This is a genomic window from Rhodococcus globerulus NBRC 14531, from assembly GCF_001894805.1.
Lineage (GTDB): Bacteria > Actinomycetota > Actinomycetes > Mycobacteriales > Mycobacteriaceae > Rhodococcus_F > Rhodococcus_F globerula.
Window position 1 is genome coordinate 193,332 of the sequence record NZ_BCWX01000002.1, and the last position, 24,652, is coordinate 217,983.

Sequence of the window (24,652 nt, forward strand, 5' to 3'; positions counted from 1 at the left end):
AGGTGGAGATGAGCGGGGAAGGCTTGTTGATCAGTTGAAGATCAACAGCAACAGCAGTGCAGACACGTGGAACTGCACACGCGCTTGAAGTCGACGTGGCGACGCGCCACAAGTCGTACTCCTGGTCCGGTCATGCGGACCATTGTGCCACGTCAACTCGATAATTCCGACTCGGGGACCTATTTCCACGAAAAATGGGGGAAATAGCGTGCTCAGGGGACTTGGTGGTCCGGCCAGGTCGGCGAATAGGTCGGCACGCGCGATGCTGGGAGACTGGTGGAGTGAATGTCACCGCTACAACCCCCTTCGTGTTGCCCGCTCGCTCGCTCGAGGGCGTCGGGACGCGGCCGTTCGGGATCTATGTCCACGTCCCGTTCTGTGCGACGCGATGTGGCTACTGCGACTTCAACACGTACACCGCGGGCGAGTTGGGGACCTCGGCGTCGCCGCAGTCCTGGCTTGAAGGGCTCAAACGCGAACTCGACCTCGCGGCGCAGATGACCGGAGCACCGGCGGCCGAGACGGTGTTTGTCGGTGGCGGAACCCCGTCGCTGCTGGGCGGCGACGGTCTGTCCGAGGTGCTCGAGGCAGTACGGAGCAGTTTCGGTCTGGCTCCCGGTGCCGAGGTCACGACGGAATCGAATCCCGAATCGACGTCGCCGGAGTTTTTCGACGCCCTGCGCAGCGCCGGTTTCACGCGAATTTCTCTCGGTATGCAGTCGGCGGCCCAGCATGTGCTCAAGATCCTGGACCGCACGCACACACCGGGCCGGGCAGTAGCGGCCGCAAAAGAGGCGCGCGCGGCAGGGTTTGCGCACGTGAACCTCGACTTGATCTACGGAACGCCGGGGGAGCGGGATATTGATCTCGATGCTTCCTTGGATGCAGTTCTTTCCGCCGACGTCGATCACGTCTCGGCCTATGCGCTGATCGTGGAGGACGGCACTGCGATGGCGCGCAAGGTTCGCCGTGGTGAATTGCCCGCGCCCGACGACGATGTGTTGGCGTCGCGGTACGAACGGATCGACGCGCGGCTGTCCGAGGCTGGATTGTCCTGGTATGAGGTCTCCAATTGGGCGAAGGCGGAAACGGTCGAATCCGGGGATACCCGTTGCCGTCACAACCTCGGTTACTGGGACGGCGGCGACTGGTGGGGTGCCGGTCCCGGCGCGCACAGTCACGTCGGCGGAGTGCGGTGGTGGAACGTCAAGCACCCGGCGCGCTACGCGGAGCAACTCGCACAGGGTGAACTGCCCGTCGGTGGCAGTGAGGAACTGTCCGCCGACGACATTCACATGGAGCGGGTGATGCTGACCGCACGGTTGCGCACCGGCCTGCCATTATCGGAATTAACTGTGTCCGAACATGATTCGGCCGATCAGGTTGTCGCCGACGGTTTGGCGATCGTCGACGACGGCCATCTGATCCTGACCGATCGTGGTCGGCTGCTTGCTGACGCCGTCATCCGCACGGTACTGACCTGAGTAGCTACTTCGGGTAGGTGTTTGTCACCTGAGTGAAGTTGTCATCGCCCCAGGAGATGATGGTGCCGTCGGATTTCAGGGCCGACGAATGGTTGGCGCCGGCACTGACGGCGGTGAAGCCGCTACCCCTGGGCGTATTCGTGACCTGCTTGTCGTTGTCCCAGCCCCACGAGGTGATGGTGCCGTCGAATTTCAGTGCCACGCAATGGTGTGCGCCGGCGGCGACCGCAGTAAAACCGTTGCCCCGAGGAGAGCCGGTGACCACCCGGTGGCTGTCGCCTCCCCAGGAGACGACGGTGCCGTCGGATTTCAATGCCACCGAGTGGTAGTTGCCGGCGGCGATGGCAGTGAAGCCGTTTCCAGTGGGGGTGTTCGTGACCTGGTTGAAGCCGTCGTCTCCCCAGGATGTGATGGTGCCGTCGGCATTGAGCGCCACCGAATGGCTGTCTCCGGCGGCGATGGCGGTAAACCCGCTGCCGGTAGGTGTGTTCGTGACCTGTTTGTAGGTGTCCCAGCCCCAGGATGTGATGGTGCCGTCGGATTTCAGTGCCGCCGAATGGTAAGTGCCGGTGGCGATGGCGGTGAAGCCGCTACCGGTGGGGGTGTTCGTGACCAGCTTGGAGCCGTCGTTTCCCCAAGATGTGATGGTGCCGTCGGATTTCAGCGCCAGCGAATGGCTGCCGCCTTCGGCGTAGGCGGTGAAGCCACTACCTCGAGGGGTCTTTGCGGCGAGGGCGGAGCCGTCCCATCCCCAGGAGGCCACGTTTCCGAGTGGTTCGACCGGCATGTCATCTGGTCCGGCCGCAGCGATTGTCACAGCAGCAAGAGTGAGCACACCTCCAGTCAATACGACGGCGAGACCCTGTAAACGACTGACAGGGCGTAATCGGCGCCGGTGAACCATGGCTGTGCCTCTCTGCGGCAAAATCCCGCACAGGGGCGGTGTGGCACCGTCGGTAACCACTGAGCAAAGATAACGGACAGTTGGGTCAAAAGCACGCATTATTTAGGGCCATTTTTGGCCACTATGTGCGTGTGGACGAAACTGGCCACTGCGATGTGGTGGTGGGGGCTCAATTATTCGGGGCGATGCCGAACAGTAGTGCGTCGATTCCGGTTTCGAATGCCGTGTTGTTGTCTATCGATTCTGTTGTGGGTGCTGATTCTGTTGTGGGTGTGCTGATATCGGTGCTCGCATACAGTGCCGCCAGGTGCGGATAGTCGCCGTGGGCGAGTAGTGCGCCGATGTGTTCGGCCCCGCTGTTGGCAGAGGAGCGGGCGGACATTCCCGCAGATTCTTGCGCTGCGAAGCTGGTAACCCAGCCTGTGAGTAGTGCGATTCCGGTCATCGTCGCTGGTGCGCTCAGGCCGGTCGGTGACAGCGCGCCGACCATCTGGTCGAGGTAGCGCATCGACTGCGGGCCGAGGCCGGTCGGCTGGATCTGACTGAGCCAAGGGTGTCGGCGGTGAATCGCCCGCGACTGCACGGCGATGGCGAGGACGTCGGTGCGCACGTCTCCGGTCAGTGGCGGGTAGTCGTATTCGGCCCCGACGGAGTCGGCCATGAGTGCCATCAGGTCGTCCTTGCCGTTGACGTACCGGTACAACGACGCGGCGGCCGTGCCCAGTTCTTGTGCGACACCGCGCATCGACACTGCGCGGAGCCCCTGGTCGTCGGCGATTCGGACGCAGGTGTCGGCAAGTTGTTCCAGCGTGTAAGCCGGGCGGGGTCCTCGTTTGGTGTCCTCGCCTCGCAGCCACAGCGAGGCCGGTGGTCCGGCGTTGGTCATAGCACCAAGCATGCCCCACTTCGGTAGTTGCGAACACTGTTCGCAGTTGTCTATTCTCTAATTGCGAACAGTGTTCCCAATTGAGGAGGTAGACGTGCCGGCTATCGAAGTGGAATCAGTCACCAGGTGTTACGGAAAGCGCACGGTGGTCGACGGTGTGAATCTGAGCGTCCCCGCGGGGACTGTTCATGCGTTGCTCGGACCGAACGGTTCCGGCAAGACGACGATCGTGCGGATGCTTGCCACGCTGTTGCGGCCCAGTGCGGGCAGCGCTCGTGTTCTCGGTTTCGACACAGTCCTGGCCGCCGCGCAGGTGAAGAAGAACATCGGACTGGTCGGACAATTTCATGCCGTGGATCCTCGTCTGACCGGCGCCGAGAATCTCGCTATGTTTGCTCGGCTCAATGGATATGCGGCTAAGGCTGCGCGTCTGCATGTGGGGGAACTACTAGAAAGATTTGAACTCCTCGATGCTGCCGACCGGCAGGTGCAGACGTATTCCGGCGGCATGCGAAGGCGACTCGACATCGTCGCGGGAATGGTGGTGCGCCCGGCCGTTCTGTTCCTCGACGAACCGACGACGGGTCTCGATCCGCGAAGCCGACACGAAATCTACGAATACGTACGAAGTTTCGTGAACGACGGCACGACCGTCGTACTGACCACCCAATACCTCGACGAGGCCGACAAGCTGGCGGACAGCGTCACCATCATCGACGCCGGAAAAGTAGTTGCTGCCGGAACCCCGGACGAGATCGTCGAGGCTGTGGGAACAGGTCTCGACGTGGTGATCGCCGACGAGCACCGATGTGGTGAGGTCACCGAGATTGTCGGGCGATTCGGCGGCCGGCCAGGTGCTTCTCACGATTCGGCGACGGAACTGTCCTTTGCCTTCGACGGGCAGTCGATCGCGCTGCTGCCGATACTGCGGGCGCTCGACGACGCCGGAATTGCCGTGCAGGACATCGGGCGTCGCCGGGCAACACTCGACGACGCCTTCCTGGCCCTCACCGGCCACACCAGCGAGAGGATTTCCGCATGACCACGCCCACCCGAAGTGCCGTCTCGGCGTTTACCGGCACCCGAATTCTGTTCATGCGGATCGTTGCGGTGTATCGCCACGCGCCCGCACTGGTTGCAGTAACTCTTGCTGCGCCCCTTGGCATGATGCTGCTGTTCGGTTTCGTTTTCGGTGGTGCACTGTCCGGTGGCGCCGACGGGGTCGCGTATCGGTCGTATCTCACTCCGGGTGTACTTGTCCTTGTTGCGTCGATGGGCTTGGTGGTCACCGCTTCGACAGTGAATGCCGATCTGCACAGCGGCCTGACCGACAGGCTTCGCGCATTGCCCATCCATCCTGTTGCTATGCCTGCGGGTCTGGCACTGGCGGAAACCGTCACCGGCGCAGTGGCTTTGGCCGCTATGGCGGGAGTCGGGTATCTGTCGGGATGGCGGATCGACGCGTCGGCCACAGACGTGGCGCTTGCGCTAGTGCTGCTCGTCGCATTCCGGTGGGCACTCGCGTGGCTCGGGATCGTGCTCGGCAGTGCCATCCGGGACGAGCAGTTGCTCCAACAGCTCGCCCCGCTGATCTTCGGGACGATCATGCTCTCGAACGTCTTTGTCCCCACCGAGACCATGCCGAGTGTTGTTGCAACGGTGGCCGAGTGGAATCCCGTCAGTGCGGTGGTCGCGGCGCTGCGTGAGCTGTTCGGTTCGGGTACCAGTGTTGCGCCCGATGCATCGTGGCCCATGCAGCATCCCGTTGCCGCGGCGTTCGGGTGGACTGCGGTGCTGCTAGCGGTCGCGATCCCGATTGCAGTGCGGCGCTACTCGTCATCGCAGTAACCGCGCTGTCGCAGTAACCTCACCTGCGTGGCCCTCATACACAGTGCGCAATTGAATCCTCGAAGATCGAACTGCTCAGTGCTTGGGTGCCTGGGCAACCGTGGGTCGGATCCGCCGATACCTCGAGCCTCGAGCACATCGACGCGTACCGCTTCGATGATCCGGACGGCGAGGTCGGCATCGAGACGCATCTGCTCCGCACTGCGGACGGAGCGGTTCTCCAGATCCCGCTCACGTATCGAGGTGCTCCACTAGTCGGGGCGGAAGCCTTCCTGGTCTCCACCATGGACCATTCCGTCCTGGGGCAGCGCTGGGTGTACGACGCGTGCTGCGATCCGGTGTACGTCCGCGCACTGGCAACGACCATCGTCACCGGAGGAACCGAAGCGGCGCTGGAGTTCGCTGACCCCGGCAATGCCCGTGAGGTCACAACACATGTGTTGGGTAGCGGGTCCGGAGACGTTCCGTCGATCGGGGCGGTGAACTGCTCCACCGCGGGTTCGGCAACAACGATGGGTTCGGCAACAACGATCACATCCGGGATGCTGGAACTGACGGTGTTCAGAGTGATCGACGCCGGCGCTGAATTGGGTGAACTCACCCTGACCGGAACGTGGCCCGGCCAGGCTGAGCGCGCCTTGCTCGCGTCGCTGCAGATCGGTTAGTGCGAACCTTCGATAATTCCGGGCATCGCGTCGTAGTCGAAGACTCGCGCATGGAGAACGACGCGATTCCGCAGTGCTGAACGCACCGCCCGGTGCAGGCCGTCTTCGAGGTACAAGGTGCCCTTCCACTGGACGGCGTGTGGGAAGAGATCGCCGTAGAACGTGGAGTCCTCCGACAGAAGGCGGTCAAGCTCGAGGACCTTGGTGGTGGTCACGATCTCGTCGAGCCGGACCTGACGCGGCGGAAATTTGGACCAGTCACGAAGGGACAGTCCGTGGTCGGGATACGGCTTGCCGTCCATCACGCCCTTGAAAATCATGACTCCACAGTAAGGCCACCACCCGAGACTGGCGCTCGGGCGATTAGACTGCCAGTTGAGATCAGTGCACACAGCGCGCGGGAAACGGAGGTCGCAACGATGTCGAGTACCGACGACAGGCGATTCGAGGTTCTGCGCGCAATTGTCGCGGACTACGTTTCCACGCAGGATCCGGTCGGATCGAAGGCTCTGGTCGAGCGTCACAACCTTGGTGTGTCGAGTGCCACCGTGCGCAACGACATGGCGTTTCTCGAAGCCGAGGGCTACATCGCCCAACCCCACACGAGTTCTGGGCGCGTGCCGACAGACAAGGGATACCGTGAGTTCGTCGACCGCATAGCCGACGTCAAACCGCTGTCCGGGCCCGAGCGCCGCGCCATTCTGGAATTTCTGGAATCCGGCGTCGACCTCGACGACGTGCTGCGACGCGGTGTGCGTCTGCTGGCTCAATTGACCCGGCAGGTAGCCGTAGTTCAGTACCCGACACTCTCGGCGTCGTCGGTCCGTCATCTCGAAGTGGTGGCGTTGACCCCGGCGAGGTTGCTTCTCGTTCTCATCACCGACTCCGGGCGCGTCGATCAGCGCATCGTCGAGTTGGGTGACGTTCTGGTGGACGAGGATCTGTCCAGGTTGCGTGCACTGCTGGGCGGCGCGCTGGAAGGCAAGCGTCTGGCAGCAGCCTCCATCGCCGTCTCCGAACTGGCCGACGAGGCTCCCGACGATCTGCGCGACGCCGTTGTCCGGTCCGCGACGATCCTGGTCGAGACGCTGGTCGAGCATCCCGAGGAGCGTCTTGTCCTCGGCGGAACGGCCAACCTGACGCGCAACGCCTCCGACTTCTCCGGCCTGGCCGGATTCCCGGGTTCGTTGCGGGCGGTTCTCGAAGCGCTCGAAGAGCAGGTGGTGGTGCTGAAACTGCTGGCATCGACCCAGAACGCCGGGATGGTCACCGTCCGGATCGGTGAAGAAACTCAGGTCGAGCAAATGCGCGGGACCTCCGTGATTTCGACGGGCTACGGTGCGGCCGGTACCGTTTTCGGTGGTGTCGGTGTGCTCGGTCCCACTCGGATGGACTATCCGGGAACAATTGCATCGGTTGCCGCCGTTGCCAGATACATCGGCGAAGTCCTCTCCGAACGATGACGTGCGTCGCCGCAGGCCGACGCTCCTCTTCGTGAGGTACGAGGAAAACTAGAAGTAAGAGAAGGACGAGAGAAAAAACGTGGCACGGGATTACTACGGATTGCTCGGCGTCGACAAGAACGCGACCGATCAGGAACTCAAGCGCGCATACCGCAAGCTGGCTCGCGAACTGCACCCTGACGTCAACCCGGACGAGGCAGCGCAGGCCCAGTTCAAGGAGATCTCGACGGCGTACGAGGTTCTCACCGATCCGGAGAAGCGTCGCATCGTGGACCTCGGCGGCGATCCCCTCGAATCCGGTGGGGGCGGCGGTGGCGGCTTCGGCGGTGGATTCGGTGGCGGCGGCCTCGGCGACGTCTTCGAAGCGTTCTTCGGTGGCGGCGGTGGCGCAGGCCGTGGACCTCGCGGACGCGTGCAACCCGGTGCCGATTCCCTGCTGCGCACCAAACTGACTCTCGAAGAATGTGCGACGGGCGTCAGCAAGCACGTCACCGTCGAGACCGCGATTCTGTGTGACAGTTGTACGGGCGCCGGCACGAACGGTGATTCCAAGCCTGTCCGTTGCGAGACGTGTAACGGCGCCGGTGAAGTGCAGTCTGTCCAGCGTTCGTTCCTCGGCCAGGTCATGACGTCGCGTCCGTGCCCCACGTGCCGCGGCGCCGGCGAGACCATTCCCGATCCGTGCCACAAGTGTGGTGGCGACGGCCGCGTCCGCGCGAAGCGCGACATCACCGTGAAGGTTCCGGCGGGTGTTGCAGGCGGCATGCGTATCCGTTTGACCGCGCAGGGTGAGGTCGGCCCCGGCGGTGGACATCCCGGCGACCTGTACGTCGAGATCGTCGAGCAGCAGCATGAGGTCTTCGTCCGCGACGGCGAAGATCTGCACTGCACCATTCGCGTCCCCATGGTCGATGCGGCGCTGGGTACGACGGTCACCGTTGACACCATCATCGACGGCCCCAAGGAAATCGTCATCGAGCCGGGAACTCAGCCCGGTCACGTCGCCGTTGTTCGCGGACATGGTATGCCGAAGTTGCGGTCCGGTACGCGCGGCGATCTCCACGCTCACCTCGAAGTGGTCATCCCGAGCCGCCTCGACAACAAGCAGTCCAAGTTGCTCAAGGAATTCAAGTTGCTCCGCGATCGTGACGAGGCCGAAGTTGTCTCCACCGGGTCGCAGAACAGTGGCGGGTTGTTCTCGCGTCTTCGCGAAGCATTCAGCGGCCGCTGACAGTGGCTGCGACGGTCTTTTTCCTCGACCCCGTTCCGGGCGTCGGTGAGACTGCGGTTCTGGACGGTCCGGAGGGTCGCCATGCGGCGACCGTCCGCCGGATCGGTGTCGGTGAGCGCCTTGTACTGGCTGACGGCCGTGGCCGCGTCGCCGACGCCGAGGTGACCGCAGCCGGGAAAGACCGCTTGGAACTTCTGGTCAGTGACGTACAGGTACTCGAGCAACCGAAGCCGCTGGTGACACTCGTTCAGGCATTGCCGAAGGCGGAGCGTTCCGAGTTGGCTGTCGAGTTGGCCACCGAGGCCGGTGTCGACGCCGTCATTCCGTGGCAGTCACTGCGGTGCGTCGCCAAATGGGAAGGCGCGAAGCTCACCAAAGGCGTCGCTCGTTGGCGTAGTGCCGCGGTGTCGGCGGCCAAGCAGTCGCGCCGGGCATTCGTTCCGGAGATCGCCGAACTGCACAAGACCGCGGCTGTGGTTGCGCTGGTTCGCGAAGCCGTTGCGCGCGGCGCCGTCGTAGCTGTTCTGCACGAGTCGGCCACCACTGCGCTCGCGGCACTTCCCCTGGCAAGTGCGGAAGAAGTATTTCTGGTTGTCGGACCTGAAGGTGGGCTCGACGACTCGGAAATCGCTGCACTCTCGGAGGCGGGCGCAACTCCCGTGCTACTCGGCCCGACTGTGCTGCGAACCTCGACGGCCGGTGCAGTTGCATTGGGCGCCATCGGTGTTCTGACCGACCGCTGGGGACCGCGACCACTGCACTGAGCGGTATGTGATCTGAAGCCGATTGAGACCAAGCGCTCAGCGAAGTGTCAGCCAAGACCACTATCGTTGAATTGCCCGGCGGTGTTCCGCGGGCTCGTTCGGAAATCTCAGGAGGAAAGATGCGCTCACGTGCGCACAAGCGGGTTGCAGGCGCGGTGGCTGCCGTCGCGGCAATGATGCTGGCTGCGGGGTGCACCGTATCCACTGACGACAAGGCCGATCCGGCTGCGAGTGCTGTTGCCACAACGGCAACCAGTATCGCTGTCATCTCGGTGTCGCCCGCAGAAGGCGGCACTCCGATCAACCCACTCGACCCCATCACCGTCGAGGTCGCCAAGGGCACTTTGACGAGCGTCACCCTCACCAATCCCGAAGGTAAGGACGTCGCCGGAATCATCACCCCCGACAAGACGGCGTGGAAGCCGAGTGAACCACTCGGCTACGGCAAGTCCTATGACCTGGTTGTCGATGCAGTCGATTCGAATGGTGTTGCCACAACCAAGAATACGACGCTCTCGACGGTCGCCCCGAGTAATCAAACGCGGGCATACATCAACACCACCGGCGGCGCGTCCATCTCCGAGGGCGGCACGTACGGCGTCGGCACCGTCGTTGCGGTTCACTTCGACGAATCCATCGGAGACAAGGCCGCTGCTGAGAAATCGCTACTGGTGACGACCAATCCGCCCGTCACCGGATCCTGGTACTGGGTGGACAGCCAGAACGTGCACTGGCGCCCGCAGGAGTACTACACGCCGGGAACCACGGTGTCGGTGAGCGCAAACATCTACGGCAAAGAGTTAGGCAAGGGTCTGTACGGCGAGCAGGACGACACCGTCGCCTTCACGATCGGTGACTCTCACATCTCCATTGCCGACGACAACACCAAGATGGTGACCGTGTACGAAAACGGTCAGGTGATCAAGGAAATGCCGACGTCCATGGGCATGGGTGGAACCGAAACCATCGGCGACACCACACTGTCCTTCTGGACACAGCCAGGCACGTACACCGTCATGGACAAGGCAAACCCGGTCATCATGGATTCGTCCACGTACGGTCTGCCCATCAACTCGCGGCTCGGGTACAAGGAGACCATCAACTGGGCGACGCGTATCAGCACCGACGGTATCTATCTGCACGAGTTGGAAAGCACCGTCTGGGCTCAGGGCAACACCGACACGTCACACGGTTGCCTCAATCTCAGTGCGGCCAATGCCAAATGGTTCTTCGACTTCGCGCAGCCCGGTGACGTTGTCGAGATCAAGAACACCGGTGGCGCTCCGCTCGAGGTGTGGCAGAACGGCGACTGGACCCTGTCCTGGGACCAGTGGGCCGCGGGCAGCGCCCTCGCCTGAGCTAGGTTTTCCTGGTGTCTCGGATCAAGATCTCCTACGGTTCCCACGGTCAGCAGTTCGGTCATCTGTACGTTCCCGACACCGTTGACGGCCCAGTTCCTGTGGTCATGCAAATCCACGGCGGATTCTGGAGCGGGCAGTACGGGCTGAACCTCGGCACCGCGTTTGCCGTCGAACTCGCGCGAGCTGGTGTGGCGGTCTGGAACATCGAGTACCGGCGCCTCGGGGCCGGCGGCGGCTGGCCGGAGATGTCCACAGACGTGAAAACCGCGTACGACGCGATTCCCGGGATTGTGGCCGAAGCTACCGAGATCGAATTCGACCTGACGAAGGTTCGCCTTGTCGGGCACTCCGCCGGTGGGCACCTCGCAGTCTGGTTGGCGGGGGAGAAGGACGTGTTCACGCGCCCGGAGCGCGTTGTCGCGCAGGCCGCCGCACTGGATCTTGCGTCGGCGGCCGAGCGTGGTCGACGTATCAGCTACATCGAGGATCTTTTCGGCATCCCCTTCGAATCGGATCCGGATCTGTATCGGAGTGCGTCGCCGCAACATCGGTTGCCGATCGGCGTCCCCGTCGTGTGTGTGACGGGCAGCGATGATCTGCAGGTGCCGGCGAAGGTCAGTGCGCGGTATGTGAAGGCGGCGCAGGCAGCCGGTGATCCCGTGGCATTGCGTGTGGTCGAGGGCGAGGGGCACGATGCTTTTCTCTCGCCCGGGGCCGAGTCGTGGAGGGTCTCCCGTGAACTGGTTCTGGAAGACCCACCGGCTACGTCACACTGATACCAGAGCCTTTTTGCGCGGCAGGATGAACGCGACGACGATCGCGCCGACGAGCAGTGCGAGGCCGCCCGCCCAACTGGCGGCCGAGATCGCGTCGGCATACGCGGCACCGGCTGCGTCGAGTAGCGGCTGAGCTCGAGCCGCGGCCAATGGATTGTCGGCCATCTCTTCGGCGACCAGGGAAGCGCCGCCGACGGATTCTCCGGATACTTCGAGTGCGTAGGCGGCTTGCTCGGCCAGTTCGCCGGTCAGTTGCGGGACCTGCATTCCGCTGATGAATCCTGCAATCGAATCTTTGTAGCTTGCAGCCAGAATCGAGCCGAGGACGGCAATTCCGAGTGAACCGCCGAGTTCGATGGCAGTGTCGTTGAGACCGCCGGCGGCACCAAGATCGTCCTCGGAGAAGTTGTCCATGATGGCGTCGGTGGCCGGTGGTTCACTGAGGCCGATGCCGAGACCGAGCAGGATCAGCGGGACCGCGAACATCCAGTAGCCGGAGTCACCGTCCACCTGCGTGAGGATGAGGACGCCGATCGCAGCGATGAGCATGCCACCGACGATGGATGCGCGTACACCGATCAGCGGGGTGATCCGGCCGCTGACCACCGCACCGATCGACACGGCAATTGCCAAGGGCAACAGACGGACACCGGTCTCGAGTGCTCCGTATCCGAGAATGAACTGGAATTGCTGCGAGATGTAGTAGATAGCGCCGAATGCGGCCAGGAACAGAAGCAGTACGGCAAGTGTTGCGCCGCCGACCACACGCTGACCGAGTTTACGGACGTCGAGGAGCGGTTGGGGATGACGCAGTTCCCAGACGACAAACATCGCGAGGCCGAGTGCGGCAAGCACTGCTGCGCTGATGGGTCCTGCGGTCCACCCGAAGTGAAAACCGTTGATGATCGAGTAGACAAGTGCGCCGATGGTGACGACCGACAGCGCGCCGCCGATCCAGTCGATGCGGCCGAGGCGCTCGGCCTTGCTCGGCGGCACCAGGAATACGGCGGCCAGGGCCGCAATTGCTGCGATCGGGACGTTGATCAGGAATGTGGCACTCCAGGAACGACTTTCGAGAATCCACCCGGCCAGCAGAGGGCCGAGCGCGATGGCAAGACCCGAGGTGGCTGCCCAGGCCGCGATGGCGCGTGAGCGTTCGGATTTCGGAAAGGTCGCGACCAGGAGCGAGAGCGTCGCGGGCATGATGATCGCGGCACCGACGCCCATGATCATGCGGGCCGAGATGACGGCGGTGGTGGTGTCGGCAATGCTGCCGAAGACTGCGCCGCCGGCGAACACCGCGAGTCCGGCGAGGAGTGCACCGCGACGACTGTACTTGTCGCCGATCACGCCGAACAGCAGCATCAACGCGGCGTAGGGGACCGTGTAGCCGTCGATGACCCATTGAAGTTGTGTGCTGGTGAGTCCGAGGTCGCGGGTCATGTCCGGCGCCGCGACGATCAGTGCCGTGTTGGCCATGACCACGATCAACAAGCTCAGACACAGCACCCCGAGCGCGGCCCATCGCCGTGGATACGGCTGGTCCATTTCTGTGACCGGTTTGCTCACGAGTGTTGTCATGGCGCGACTCCGTTTCTGATCTATTTGCACAGTGCTGTGTAAGTTAATAACTTGCACACCATTGTGCAACTATCATTGATGTAGATCACACGAGGAAGGTGGACAACGCGTTGACGGAATCGGGAACTGCTGTGCCGGCAACGCGGCAGCGACGCAGTCAGGCGCGGGCGAACCGCAGTCGCATCATCGAAGCGGCGATCACAGCATTTGCAGTCGATCCCGACGCCAGCATGGACGACGTCGCAAAAGCCGCCGGCGTCGTGCGGCGGACCGTGTACGCACACTTCGAGAGCCGTGACGCCCTGATCAACGGAATCGTGGACGAGGCGTCCGCTGATCTGGTGGCGGCATTGAGTCGCGCGGGGGAGCCGCCAGAGAACCCGGAACTTGCGACCGCCGTGCTGGCGTTGTTGGCCTGGCCGGTGGGAGATCGGTTCCGGGTGCTGCTCAGTTTCGCCCGAAAGGAATTGGGTGAGCAGCGCATCCTCGACCTGATGGAACCCGCTCGCGCCTTGAGTATCAGGGTTGTCGAGCAAGGCCAGCGAGAAGGTATCTTCTCGACCTATCTGCCGGCCGAAACCTTGGTTGCGATGACCGAATCGGTGACCATCACGCTGTTCGACCAGGCAAACAGTGGGGTGATCACGGACTCGGGAGAGTCCTTCGCGATCGTGTGTCTCGTCCTGGTCGGGATCAGCCCGGACCGCAGCGCGGAGATAGTCGCGGACGCCTGGAAATGGATCCGAAAGTCAGTGCCGCCCGTTGCGCCCGGGGATTAACAAGTGGGCGGTGTCGGACTCGGGCGCTAGACTTCGAAGTATCGGAGCCCTCGGGTCGAGCGGGCTCTTTCGGACCAGGAAGCAGGCCATATTCTCCACGTGAGTGAACACAGTGAGTTCGGCGGCAACCGTACATCCACCGTTACCGAGCGCGCTCTGCCCGCAGAGCGCACCGTCCGATCGAGTATGGACCTGGCGCCGGAGACCGTGCGTCAACTACTGGGATCGACGGACGAAAATCTCACCGCGATCGAACGTGAGCTTTCTGCCGATATTCACGTTCGTGGCGGCACCATCACACTGTCCGGAACACCGGCCGACGTTGCTCTCGCGGAGCGGGTATTCGCCGAGCTGGCCGTGATGGCCAGGCGCGGGCAGCCCATCGCACCCGACGCCGTCCGCAGAACCATCGGCATGCTCACCAACGAGGTCGGGGAGTCCCCGGCCGAGGTGCTCTCGCTCGACATCTTGTCGCGGCGCGGCAAGACAATTCGTCCCAAGACGCTCAACCAGAAGCGCTACGTCGACGCGATCGACGAGAACACCATCGTCTTCGGCATCGGGCCGGCAGGCACCGGTAAGACGTACCTTGCGATGGCCAAGGCTGTGCAGGCCTTGCAGTCCAAGTCGGTCTCACGCATCATCCTGACCCGTCCGGCCGTCGAGGCGGGCGAGCGGTTGGGATTCCTGCCCGGCACGTTGCACGAGAAAATCGATCCGTACCTGCGCCCCTTGCACGACGCCTTGCACGACATGATGGATCCCGAAGCCATTCCGAAGTTGATGGCAGCCGGGGTCATCGAAGTAGCGCCACTGGCGTACATGCGTGGTCGCACCCTGAATGACGCGTTCATCATCCTGGACGAGGCGCAGAACACCACGGCCGAACAGATGAAGATGTTCCTCACCAGGCTCGGATTCGGATCCAAGATCGTTGTCACCGGAGACGTCACGCAGGTCGACCTGCCTGGCGGTGCGCGATCGGGACTACGGGCGGCATCCGAAATCCTCACGGGCATCAACGATATCCACTTCGCGAAGCTCGACAGCAGCGACGTCGTCCGCCATCGATTGGTCTCCGACATCGTCGACGCCTATGAACGCCACGAAACGGATCGCGACGGGGAGCCGAGGCTCGGCAACCGAGCACAACGCCGCGCTGCGCATGCTCATTCACCTCGACGGTAGGCTGAGCGACGCACCAACCCCTACTTTTCCCAGGAAAGAGCGTCGCACATGAGCATCGAGGTCTCGAACGAATCGGGCATGGACATCTCCGAACCGGAGTTGATCAGTGTCGCCCGTTTCGTGATCGCACGGATGGATGTCCATCCGGCGGCCGAGCTGTCGATGGTTCTCGTCGACTCCGCGACGATGGCAGATCTGCACGTCCGGTGGATGGATCTTCCGGGTCCGACCGACGTCATGTCCTTCCCGATGGACGAACTGGAGCCAGGCGGACGCCCCGACTCCCCGGAACCCGGACCGTCGATGCTCGGCGACATCGTCTTGTGCCCGTCGTTCGCGGCCGATCAGGCAGACAAGGCCGGGCATTCACTGGCCCACGAGCTTGCGTTGCTGACGGTCCACGGGGTGCTGCACCTCCTCGGCTACGACCACGCGGAGCCGGAAGAGGAGAAGGAGATGTTCGGACTGCAGAACAGTCTCCTCGAAGAGTGGTACGAGGATTTGCGTCGGATCGAACGCGAGGCCGCGCTGGCGGAGCGAGATCAGAAACTGCTCGGCAAGACCGGGTTCGTCGACGGCGCAGACCGATAATCGAACAGCCGGGGGATCTGTAGTGAGTAGCGCAATCGCGCTGTTGGTACTAGCCGTTGCTCTGGTCCCGGTCGGTGGACTCTTCGCCGCCGTGGATTCGGCGCTCAACACGATATCGTCGGCACGCATCGACGAGATGGCAAAAGAGGAGCGAGCAGGCGCGGAGCGCGTGCAACGCATTCTGACCGATCGTCCGCGCTACGTGAATCTCATGGTGTTGCTTCGCATTTTGTGCGAGATCACCGCAACAGTCGTGTTGGCGGGCGCACTCATCGATGTCATGTCGATGGGCTGGGCTCTGACAACCACGGCTGCTGTCATGGTGCTGGTCTCGTACGTGGTGATCGGTGTCGGGCCGAGGACGCTTGGTCGTCAACATGCGTACTCGATCGCTCTGACGGCGTCGTTGCCGCTGTTGTGGATCGGTGTTCTTCTCGGGCCGGTCAGTCGCATCCTCATTCTTCTGGGTAATGCGCTGACGCCGGGTAAAGGTTTCCGGAACGGCCCGTTCGCGTCGGAAATCGAACTGCGTGAACTGGTCGACATGGCACAGGCTCGCGGCGTCGTGGACGACGAAGAGCGTCGCATGATCCAGTCCGTGTTCGATCTCGGCGACACGTCCGCCCGCGAGGTCATGGTGCCGCGCACCGACATGGTGTGGATCGAGAACGACAAGAGCGCCGGACAGGCAACGTCGTTGGCAGTGCGCAGCGGACACTCGCGCCTACCGGTGATCGGTGAGAACGTCGACGACGTTCTTGGTGTCGTGTACCTGAAAGATCTGGTGAAACAGACCTATCACCTGCCCGACGGCGGCCGCAGTGTCAATGTCTGTGAGGTGATGCGTCCGGCGGTATTCGTTCCGGATTCCAAGCCACTCGACAGCCTGCTCGCCGAAATGCAGCGCGACCGCAACCACATGGCGATCCTCGTCGACGAGTACGGCGGAATTGCCGGCCTCGCGACCATCGAGGACGTCATCGAGGAAATCGTCGGCGAGATCGCGGACGAGTACGACGAAGACGAGACACCACCCGTCGAAGATCTTGGTGACGGGATGTTCCGCGTCTCGGCGCGCCTGCCCATCGAGGACCTCGGCGAACTGTTCGATCTGGAACTCGAGAACGACGAAGTCGAGACCGTCGGCGGTTTGATCGGTTACGTGCTCGGCCGGGTGCCGCTACCCGGATCCGAGGTGGAGTACGACGGTTTGATCCTGCGCGGTGAGGGAACGAACACCGGCCGTGGACGTGTGCGCATCAGCACGGTTTTTGTGCAGCGTGCGCCTCGCTCGGAAGACGATGCGGCAGAAGACAACGATGACTGAGCGAGACGTTCTACGAGGAGTAGGTATGAGTAAGAAGGAATTCCGGTCGGGGTTCGTGTGTTTCGTCGGCCGGCCCAATACGGGTAAGTCCACGTTGACCAACGCGTTGGTCGGCAGCAAGATCGCCATCACGTCCTCGCGTCCGCAGACGACGCGCCACACGATCCGCGGCATCGTGCACCGCGAGAATTCCCAGCTGATCCTGGTGGACACCCCGGGTTTGCACAAGCCGCGCACCCTGCTCGGCCAGCGCCTCAACGACCTGGTTCGTGACACGTACTCCGAGGTCGACGTCATTTGCCTGTGCATTCCGGCTGACGAGCCCATCGGCCCCGGTGACCGCTGGATCGTGCAGCAGGTCCGCCAGATGGCGCCGAAGACGACGCTGGTCGGCATCGTCACCAAGATCGACAAGGTCAGCCGCGACGCCGTCGGCAAGCAGTTGCTAGCACTGTCCACCCTGCTCGGACCCGAGTGCGAAGTTGTGCCTGTGTCCGCCCAGTCGGGTGAGCAGGTCGAGATACTGGTCGACGTGCTGTCCGGTCTGATGGACGAGGGTCCGGCCTTCTACCCCGACGGTGAATTGACGGATGAGCCCGAAGAGGTGCTCATGGCCGAACTCATCCGTGAGGCCGCGCTCGAGGGTCTGGGCGAGGAATTGCCGCACTCTCTCGCCGTCGTGATCGAAGAGGTCATTCCGCGTGAAGGACGCACCGAGAAGCAGGGCGAGATGCTCGACGTCCACGCTTTGCTCTATGTCGAGCGGCCCAGCCAGAAGGGCATCGTCATCGGCAAGGGCGGAGCGCGCCTACGGGAAGTCGGCACCAGCGCGCGTCTGCAGATCGAGAAGCTCCTCGGTGTGCGGATCTTCCTGGAGTTGCACGTCAAGGTTGCCAAGGACTGGCAGCGCGACCCCAAGCAGTTGGGCCGGCTCGGGTTCTAGGGCGCAGCCCCTTTGAGTACCAACAGGATCGACGACGCGACATCCGCGTTGTCGATACCTGTTGCCAGGCGGCGCAGTTGTAGGCCCACGATCATCGCGACGAGGTAGGACGCGACGGATTCCGGATCAGGTGCCCCGAGCGCGGTCAGGACTGCGACTCCCAAAGAGTCATACGCCGCAAAACACTCCGCGGCAATCTGGTGAAGTTCGTGATCGCGGCCTGCGGCGACGAACATTTCGAACGGTGCGATCCGCTCGACCACAAAAGCGATGTCCTGCGCGATGCTCTCCGTGGCCGCCGCCGCATCCTCCGCGCTCAAATCCTGGTCGCGGTACTGCTCGACGAGCTCGAGTATGCGGGCAGTCTCCTCGGCGGCAAACCGGGACAGTGCGGCCCGGAGCATGTCCGACTGGCTCGGAAAGTGATACGTGACGGAACCCAGTGACACCCCGGCGTCGGATGCAATGCGACGGTTACTCACACCGGAGATACCTTCGGTGGCAACGATGTGAAGTACCGCGTCGAGGATGCTTGTTCGGATGTCTACTGCGGCCATTTGGGCTCACCACCACTGTTGAGGACGACTCTGATCCCAGCGGAGCACCGACTCCAATTGCGAGGCGAGCGAAACCAGCAACGGCTCAGTGCTCTCGCTACCCATCAATTGTGCTCCGATCGGCAGTCCGGCGCTGCTGAATCCCGCGGGGATATTGATCGAGGGCCACCCGAGGACATTCCATGGCCAGGCATACGGGCACGCCGCAGTCATCACCTTGTCGGTTTCCCAGCCGCCGATACCGTCGATAGCGGTGACCGGGATCGGCGGAGTTGCCGTGGTTGGCGCAAGGACAACGTCGTACTTGTCGAAGATCGCGCCGATGCGCCTGCGCATCCTCGGCTCGGCCGCCCGAGCGGCACGCAACGGTGCCCCGCGAAGTAGCTTGCCGCTCTGTGCATTTCCGCGAGTTCTCGGGTCTGCGAGCGCCGGGTCGGGGAGGCGCCCGAGCCAATCGTGTACCCCGACGAGTGAGCGTGGCAGGAAGTTGAGGCCGAAGATCAGTCCGTAGGCGGGATCATCCACGACGACGCGATGGCCGAGACTGCGCAGCGTGTCGGCGACGGCATATACAGCCCTTCGCACTTCGGGATCGAGTGTGACCGGTGTAGCGGTGAACGGATTACGCAGGGAGAGAGCAATGTTCAGCCTTCCGGGATCGCGGCCGACCGCGTCGCTGACCGTGAGTGGCGTCGGCGTGTGTAGGTCGCCGTCATGGTTTCCGGCTGCTACGTCGAGGAGAAGGGCTGCGTCGGCGACCGTGCGGGCAAGCGGTCCGTTGACGGTCAGGCCGTAGAACGCTTCGGCGTCGGGCCACGTGGAGATGCGGCCACGCTGTGGTTTGATGCCGACCAGATTGGTCCAGGCCGCCGGTATCCGGATCGACCCGGCTCCGTCGGAACCGATTCCGGCGCTGACCAATCCGGCCGCAACCGCGGCTGCGGTACCGCCGGACGAACCGCCGGGAGTGTGCTCACGTGACCATGGATTGCGGGTGTATCCGAAGGCGCTACCGCTGGTGAGCGGCCACTGGCCTAGTTCAGGGCTGTTGGTCTTGCCGACGATGACAGCGCCGGCGGCGCGTAACCGTCGAACCATCTCGGAATCTTCCGTCTTGACGGGGAAGTCGCCGGGGCAACCGAATGCGGTGGGCTCGCCGGTGATGTCGACATCGTCCTTGACCGCGATGGGTACGCCCAGGAGCGGGAGTCGCTCACCGCGGGCAAGCCGGCGGTCTGCGTCGGCGGCTTCCTCGAGTGCTTTCTGGCGGCGAACGATCTTGAATGCATTGAGAGTCGACTGCGCTGCGTCGATGCGGTCGAGTGTCTCGGTCGTGGCCGTTACGGACGACGTGGCGCCCGACGTCAGACCGGCTACCTGATCGATCAAGGTAGGGGCATCGCGCAGTTCCGTATGCGGTCTCGGCGGCATTGAACTCCTTTATTCGGAACTTATCGAGCGACCGATCAGCAACGCGTTTCAGTATTGACGACGGTGGGTGGCGCGTCAAGATTCCGTCAAGACGGTTGTCCGCTGTGTAAACGGATCGTCAGAGAGCGTCAAAGCCGGCATTTTCAGGTCGAAGCTGGGAGAGCGCTCCTGGTGCGTCATGGCTGCGATGAACTGCAGCACGGTTTTTGATGTCGAAGAGGGAAGCTCATGGCCGACTTGGCCTACGTTGCTCTGATTCTTGGTGGTTTTCTCGTGTGCGCACTGGTTCTTCGCGCCTTACAAGCGAGCGCTCCCAAATGACGGTCGCCGGTGTTGTCAGCGTCGTGCTGATTGCCGTGGCCGCGGCTCTGGTTGTTTATCTCCTTGTTGCGCTCGTAGATCCTGAGAGGTTCTGATGTCGCCCGCTCTGGCAGCCGGACTGCAGATTGCGTTTGTTCTGATTGTGTTGGCGATCGCGTACGTTCCGGTCGGCGATTACATGGCTCGGGTGTACACCTCGACCCGTGATCTGCGGGTGGAGAGCGTCATCTACCGAGTCGGCCGGATCGATTCACGGGCTGAGCAGAAGTGGTACGGCTACGCCGCCAGTGTGCTGGGATTCTCGCTCGCGAGTGCGTTGCTGCTCTACTTCCTTCAGCGGATCCAAGGTGTATTGCCGCTCAGTGACGGGCTGTCAGGGGTGAGCCCGGCGGTGGCGTTCAATACGGCGATTTCCTTTGTGGCCAATACGAACTGGCAGTCATACACTCCGGAAACGACGATGAGCAATGTCGTTCAGCCGTTGGGTTTGGCTGTTCAGAACTTCGTATCGGCAGCTGTGGGTATGGCGGTGGCGATTGCGCTCGTTCGCGGCTTCGTCCGAGTAGCGAGGGGCGGTGAGATCGGGAACTTCTGGGTAGACCTCACGCGAGGATGCCTTCGTATCCTGTTGCCGTTCTCGTTTGTGATCGCACTGATCCTGTTGAGTCAGGGCGTGATTCAGTCGTTCCACAGCGGATTTGCGTCGACGGGTCTCGACGGAAATGCCGTCACCAATGCCCTCGCACCGGTGGCGTCGCAGGAAGCGATCAAGGAACTCGGAACCAACGGCGGCGGAATCCTTGCTGCTAACTCCGCCCATCCGTTCGAGAATCCGACGCCGCTCAGCAACATCGTCGAAATTCTGGCGATACTGCTGATTCCGGTCTGTCTGACAAGGACTTTCGGAACGATGGTCAGTGACCGCCGTCAAGGGCTGACGCTGCTCGCTGTGATGGGTCTGTTGTGGAGCGGATTGCTGGCCGTCACGTTGGCCGCTGAATCCGGTGCTCGCGGTGTCGCCGCAACCGCAGCAGGTTCGATGATGGAAGGTAAGGAAGTCCGCTTCGGGATTCCCGGATCGGCATTGTTCGCGGTGAGCACCACCGGAACATCCACCGGCGCAGTCAACTCCGCACACGACAGTATGTCTCCCTTGGGCGGCGGTGCGGTCCTACTCAACATGATGCTCGGAGAAATCGCTCCCGGCGGGGTCGGAACCGGTCTGTACGGCATCTTGGTCCTCGCGCTGATCGCGGTGTTTGTCGGCGGACTCCTGGTTGGCCGCACGCCCGAGTACCTCGGTAAGAAACTCGGCCGACGTGAAATCACCCTGGCAGCGCTCTCGATTCTGGTGATGCCTGCGCTGGTGTTGATCGGCACCGGCAGCACAGTGATTCTCGGGTCGACCTTGGGATATCAAGGAAACGGCGGAGATCCGGGTTCACCGGGGTCCATCCACGGCTTCAGTGAAGTGCTGTACGCCTTCGCGTCGGCGTCGAACAACAACGGCAGCGCATTCGGCGGTTTGACCGTCACGAGCGACTGGTTCCAGTCCTCGCTCGGTATCGCCATGCTGTTCGGCCGCTTCCTGCCCATCATCTTTGTGCTCGCATTGGCCGGAGCATTGGCGTCGCAGAAGAAGGTGGCGCCCACCGTCGGTACCCTGCCCACGTCGGGGCCGATGTTCACCGGACTCCTCACCGGCACCGTTGTGTTGGTTGCCGCACTCACATTCTTCCCGGCCCTCGCACTGGGCCCTATCGCGGAGGCGCTCCAATGACCATGAATACCGAAGCGACCCTCAATACCGAAGAAAAACCTGTGGCGGTGGACAGCGTCGACGGCGCCGTCCATTCCCACCACGTCAAGGCCGGCGCGTTCAACCCGCGGCAGATGATCACTGCACTACCGGGCGCCGTACGCAAGCTCGACCCGCGGCATCTCGCCCGCAATCCGGTGATGTTCGTAGTGTTCGTCGGCTCCGTCATCACGACGGTCATGGCGATTGCCGAACCGTCCGTCTTCTCTTGGGTGATCACACTGTGGCTCTGGTTCACGGTGATCTTTGCCAACCTCGCCGAATCCGTGGCCGAGGGGCGAGGTAAGGCACAGGCCGCCAGTCTGCGAAAGGTGAAGCAGGACACTACTGCCCATCGCATCACGCAGAGTGGTGCCATCGAGATGGTGTCCGGTACCGACCTCGTTGTCGGCGACCGGGTGATCGTGGTGGCGGGTGAGGTCATACCGGGCGACGGCGATGTCGTCGAAGGCATCGCGTCCGTCGACGAGTCCGCCATCACCGGCGAATCCGCGCCGGTGGTCCGCGAATCGGGCGGTGACCGGTGCGCCGTCACCGGTGGTACGACGGTACTTTCCGACCGCATCGTCGTAGAGATCACGGCGGCACCAGGCCAGTCGTTTGTGGACCGGATGATTGCGTTGGTCGAGGGCGCTTCGCGTCAGAAGACACCGAACGAGATTGCGCTCAACATCCTGCTTGCGTCGCTCACGGTGATCTTCCTGCTCGCGGTCGTTGCGATCGGTCCGATGGGGTTGTACGCCGGCCACGAACAGGATCCGATCAAATTGATCGCCCTTCTGGTGTGCCTGATCCCGACAACAATCGGTGCTCTGCTGTCCGCTATCGGCATCGCCGGGATGGATCGTCTGGTGCAGCGCAACGTGCTTGCGATGTCGGGACGCGCCGTCGAAGCTGCCGGGGATATCGACACACTGTTGATGGACAAGACCGGAACCATCACCTTCGGTAATCGCCGGGCCACGGCACTGCATCCCGCTCCGGGTGTCTCGGCGCTCGAACTTGCTGCCGCAGCGCGGTTGTCGAGCCTTGCGGACGGAACTCCCGAGGGGCGCAGCATTGTCGAACTGTGCGCCGCACAGTTCGGCCTGGGAACCGAACCGACAGCGGACGAGAACCGGGCAGAGTTCGTTCCGTTCACAGCGCAGACGCGTATGAGTGGACTGGACCTGCCTGGTCGCGAGATCCGCAAAGGCGCGGCCGATGCCGTCCTGGGCTGGATTGCGCGAAACGGCGGAACAGTCGATGTTGCCGTCACCGATTCCGTGGGCGAGATAGCCCAGGCGGGCGGTACACCACTTGTTGTGGCTGTGGCAGAGGGTGAGAAAGCGTCGGTTCTGGGCGTCATCGCACTCTCGGACGTCGTCAAGCCCGGTATGGCAGAGCGGTTTGCGGAACTGCGCGCCATGGGAATCCGCACGATCATGATCACCGGAGACAATCCGTTGACCGCCAAGGCCATTGCGGACGAAGCTGGTGTGGACGACTTCATGGCGGAAGCAACGCCGGAAGACAAGCTTGCCCTGATCCGAAAGGAACAGGAGGGTGGTCGCCTCGTGGCGATGACCGGCGACGGTACCAATGACGCTCCCGCACTGGCGCAATCGGACGTCGGCGTCGCGATGAACACCGGTACCTCGGCGGCCAAGGAGGCCGGGAACATGGTGGATCTTGATTCCGATCCCACCAAGTTGATCGAGATCGTCGAGATCGGCAAGCAGTTGCTCATCACTCGCGGCGCGTTGACCACGTTCTCGCTGGCAAACGACCTCGCGAAGTACTTTGCGATTCTGCCGGCTCTGTTCAGTGGTATCTACCCGCAGTTGGATGCGCTGAACATCATGCGACTGGCCACTCCCGAGTCGGCAATCGTCTCGGCCGTGATCTTCAATGCGCTTGTCATCATCGCGCTGATTCCACTGTCCCTGAAGGGCGTTCGATATCGGCCGTCGACGGCATCGGCGCTGCTCGGCCGAAATCTGCTGGTGTACGGACTCGGCGGTGTGATCACGCCGTTCATCGGTATCTGGCTGATCGATCTTGTTGTTCGTTTGATTCCCGGGATTGGGTGACCTGCCATGCGTTTCACTATCGGTTTTGCCAAACAGGTGTGGGCGGGCCTTCTGGTGCTGCTGTCGCTCACCGTGATTCTCGGCGTGATCTATCCCGCCGCGGTCTGGGGAGTTGGCCGGATCAGTTCCGGTTCCGCTGAAGGATCACCAGTGACCGATGCGGCCGGGTGCGTAGTCGGAAGTGCTTGGGTAGGCGTCGATCCGCAGGTGCCGGAGGGAGCGCGCGACCCGTTTTTCCACAACCGGGTTGTGGGCTCGGTTGCGGACGAGGACCCCTTTGCGACGGGTGATCCCGCCGCTGCGTTGCCCTTGAACCAGGGGCCTAGCAGTGAGATTCTTGCCGACTTCATCGCCGAGCGTCGGGCCGCCATCGCGGATCGCGAGGGCGTAGACCCGTCGTCCGTCCCCGTTGACGCCGTCACCGGTTCGGGCTCGGGCATCGATCCGCACATCAGCCCGGCTTACGCGCTGCTGCAGGTGCCCCGGGTTGCCTCGACCAACGGGATATCCGAAGACGCGGTACAGGAATTGGTGAGCGAGCACACCGACGGGCGGCAGTTGGGCTTCCTCGGTGAGGAGCGCGTCAACGTCCTCGAACTGAATCTTGCTCTCGGTTTGACGGCGCCTACGTGTGCCACGTCGACCGCTGGTGGATGATTGT

At 62.8% G+C, this 24,652-nt stretch carries 24 protein-coding genes; 18 read left to right on the plus strand and 6 right to left on the minus strand.

Annotation, left to right across the window (positions count from 1 at the left end; all coding sequences use genetic code 11):
• Window positions 1-281: 281 nt before the first annotated feature.
• Window positions 282-1,484 carry a radical SAM family heme chaperone HemW gene (gene hemW, locus RG2_RS09485; protein ID WP_033232973.1) on the plus strand — a complete coding sequence of 401 codons (1,203 nt, stop codon included), beginning with the start codon at window positions 282-284 and terminating at the stop codon, window positions 1,482-1,484.
• Between the two features lie 4 nt (window positions 1,485-1,488).
• Here the strand turns inward: hemW and RG2_RS09490 are convergent, their stop codons facing one another.
• Together RG2_RS09490 and RG2_RS09495 are read right to left on the minus strand one after the other, a co-directional pair.
• Window positions 1,489-2,301, minus strand: a complete 813-nt coding sequence (locus RG2_RS09490) for an RCC1 domain-containing protein (RefSeq protein WP_165826307.1) — start codon at window positions 2,299-2,301, stop codon at window positions 1,489-1,491.
• Window positions 2,302-2,557: 256 nt separating this feature from the next.
• Window positions 2,558-3,274 carry a TetR/AcrR family transcriptional regulator gene (locus RG2_RS09495; protein WP_033233178.1) on the minus strand — a complete coding sequence of 239 codons (717 nt, stop codon included), beginning with the start codon at window positions 3,272-3,274 and terminating at the stop codon, window positions 2,558-2,560.
• Between the two features lie 94 nt (window positions 3,275-3,368).
• On the opposite strand from RG2_RS09495, the gene RG2_RS09500 reads away from it, so the two are divergent.
• The 3 genes from RG2_RS09500 to RG2_RS09510 all read left to right on the plus strand — a co-directional run bounded on the left by RG2_RS09500 (window position 3,369) and on the right by RG2_RS09510 (window position 5,787).
• Complete coding sequence (locus RG2_RS09500) at window positions 3,369-4,316, plus strand: ATP-binding cassette domain-containing protein (RefSeq protein WP_051730380.1); 948 nt, start codon at window positions 3,369-3,371, stop codon at window positions 4,314-4,316.
• The gene (locus tag RG2_RS09505; protein ID WP_033232975.1) at window positions 4,313-5,122 is read left to right on the plus strand and encodes an ABC transporter permease; all 810 of its coding nucleotides are present in this window, start codon (window positions 4,313-4,315) and stop codon (window positions 5,120-5,122) included. Before RG2_RS09500 ends, RG2_RS09505 begins: the two co-directional genes overlap by 4 nt.
• A gap of 86 nt (window positions 5,123-5,208) precedes the next feature.
• On the plus strand, window positions 5,209-5,787 hold the full coding sequence (locus RG2_RS09510; protein ID WP_230590057.1) for a maltokinase N-terminal cap-like domain-containing protein: 579 nt from the start codon (window positions 5,209-5,211) through the stop codon (window positions 5,785-5,787).
• Here RG2_RS09510 and RG2_RS09515 read toward each other — a convergent pair.
• Window positions 5,784-6,107, minus strand: a complete 324-nt coding sequence (locus RG2_RS09515; protein WP_033232977.1) for a type II toxin-antitoxin system VapB family antitoxin — start codon at window positions 6,105-6,107, stop codon at window positions 5,784-5,786. The genes RG2_RS09510 and RG2_RS09515 overlap by 4 nt on opposite strands.
• 99 nt (window positions 6,108-6,206) lie before the next feature.
• Between RG2_RS09515 and hrcA the strand changes: the two genes are divergently transcribed.
• The 5 genes from hrcA to RG2_RS09540 all read left to right on the plus strand — a co-directional run bounded on the left by hrcA (window position 6,207) and on the right by RG2_RS09540 (window position 11,382).
• A complete protein-coding gene (gene hrcA, locus RG2_RS09520) occupies window positions 6,207-7,250 on the plus strand; it encodes a heat-inducible transcriptional repressor HrcA (RefSeq protein ID WP_033232979.1) in 1,044 nt (347 codons plus the stop codon).
• A gap of 79 nt (window positions 7,251-7,329) precedes the next feature.
• Window positions 7,330-8,481, plus strand: a complete 1,152-nt coding sequence (gene dnaJ, locus RG2_RS09525; protein WP_033232981.1) for a molecular chaperone DnaJ — start codon at window positions 7,330-7,332, stop codon at window positions 8,479-8,481.
• Between the two features lie 2 nt (window positions 8,482-8,483).
• Window positions 8,484-9,245 carry a 16S rRNA (uracil(1498)-N(3))-methyltransferase gene (locus RG2_RS09530; protein ID WP_033232983.1) on the plus strand — a complete coding sequence of 254 codons (762 nt, stop codon included), beginning with the start codon at window positions 8,484-8,486 and terminating at the stop codon, window positions 9,243-9,245.
• A 119-nt stretch (window positions 9,246-9,364) separates the two neighbouring features.
• Entirely contained in the window at window positions 9,365-10,603 is a 1,239-nt protein-coding gene (locus RG2_RS09535) for a L,D-transpeptidase (RefSeq protein WP_033233180.1), read from the plus strand.
• 14 nt (window positions 10,604-10,617) lie between these two features.
• On the plus strand, window positions 10,618-11,382 hold the full coding sequence (locus RG2_RS09540; protein WP_033232985.1) for an alpha/beta hydrolase: 765 nt from the start codon (window positions 10,618-10,620) through the stop codon (window positions 11,380-11,382).
• Here the strand turns inward: RG2_RS09540 and RG2_RS09545 are convergent.
• The gene (locus RG2_RS09545) at window positions 11,374-12,963 is read right to left on the minus strand and encodes an MFS transporter (protein ID WP_033232987.1); all 1,590 of its coding nucleotides are present in this window, start codon (window positions 12,961-12,963) and stop codon (window positions 11,374-11,376) included. The two genes, RG2_RS09540 and RG2_RS09545, sit on opposite strands and share 9 nt — an antisense overlap.
• Window positions 12,964-13,061: 98 nt before the next feature.
• On the opposite strand from RG2_RS09545, the gene RG2_RS09550 reads away from it, so the two are divergent.
• The 5 genes from RG2_RS09550 (at window position 13,062) to era (ending at window position 17,791) form a co-directional block, all read left to right on the plus strand.
• Entirely contained in the window at window positions 13,062-13,742 is a 681-nt protein-coding gene (locus RG2_RS09550; RefSeq protein WP_045066997.1) for a TetR/AcrR family transcriptional regulator, read from the plus strand.
• A gap of 99 nt (window positions 13,743-13,841) precedes the next feature.
• Entirely contained in the window at window positions 13,842-14,930 is a 1,089-nt protein-coding gene (locus tag RG2_RS09555; RefSeq protein WP_033232988.1) for a PhoH family protein, read from the plus strand.
• Between the two features lie 48 nt (window positions 14,931-14,978).
• Window positions 14,979-15,521, plus strand: coding sequence for an rRNA maturation RNase YbeY (gene ybeY, locus RG2_RS09560; protein ID WP_033232989.1), 543 nt, complete (start codon window positions 14,979-14,981; stop codon window positions 15,519-15,521).
• A 22-nt stretch (window positions 15,522-15,543) separates the two neighbouring features.
• Window positions 15,544-16,848 carry a hemolysin family protein gene (locus RG2_RS09565; protein ID WP_033232990.1) on the plus strand — a complete coding sequence of 435 codons (1,305 nt, stop codon included), beginning with the start codon at window positions 15,544-15,546 and terminating at the stop codon, window positions 16,846-16,848.
• A gap of 25 nt (window positions 16,849-16,873) precedes the next feature.
• Complete coding sequence (gene era, locus RG2_RS09570) at window positions 16,874-17,791, plus strand: GTPase Era (protein WP_033232991.1); 918 nt, start codon at window positions 16,874-16,876, stop codon at window positions 17,789-17,791.
• On the opposite strand, the gene RG2_RS09575 is transcribed toward era, so the two are convergent.
• Together RG2_RS09575 and RG2_RS09580 are read right to left on the minus strand one after the other, a co-directional pair.
• On the minus strand, window positions 17,788-18,348 hold the full coding sequence (locus tag RG2_RS09575) for a TetR/AcrR family transcriptional regulator (RefSeq protein ID WP_033232993.1): 561 nt from the start codon (window positions 18,346-18,348) through the stop codon (window positions 17,788-17,790). The two genes, era and RG2_RS09575, sit on opposite strands and share 4 nt — an antisense overlap.
• Before the next feature lie 6 nt (window positions 18,349-18,354).
• Complete coding sequence (locus RG2_RS09580) at window positions 18,355-19,779, minus strand: amidase (RefSeq protein WP_033232995.1); 1,425 nt, start codon at window positions 19,777-19,779, stop codon at window positions 18,355-18,357.
• Window positions 19,780-20,096: 317 nt separating this feature from the next.
• Here RG2_RS09580 and kdpF point away from each other — a divergent pair, with 317 nt between their 5' ends.
• From kdpF to RG2_RS09600, 4 genes are all read left to right on the plus strand, one after another.
• Window positions 20,097-20,195 (plus strand): K(+)-transporting ATPase subunit F, encoded by a 99-nt coding sequence (kdpF, locus tag RG2_RS09585; protein WP_033232997.1) that lies wholly within the window; start codon window positions 20,097-20,099, stop codon window positions 20,193-20,195.
• Window positions 20,195-21,880, plus strand: coding sequence for a potassium-transporting ATPase subunit KdpA (gene kdpA / locus RG2_RS09590; protein ID WP_033232999.1), 1,686 nt, complete (start codon window positions 20,195-20,197; stop codon window positions 21,878-21,880). The genes kdpF and kdpA overlap by 1 nt, the downstream gene beginning before the upstream one ends.
• Window positions 21,881-21,993: 113 nt before the next feature.
• Window positions 21,994-23,991, plus strand: a complete 1,998-nt coding sequence (gene kdpB, locus RG2_RS09595) for a potassium-transporting ATPase subunit KdpB (RefSeq protein ID WP_230590070.1) — start codon at window positions 21,994-21,996, stop codon at window positions 23,989-23,991.
• Window positions 23,992-23,997: 6 nt separating this feature from the next.
• Window positions 23,998-24,648, plus strand: a complete 651-nt coding sequence (locus RG2_RS09600; RefSeq protein ID WP_033233003.1) for a potassium-transporting ATPase subunit C — start codon at window positions 23,998-24,000, stop codon at window positions 24,646-24,648.
• Window positions 24,649-24,652: the final 4 nt, after the last annotated feature.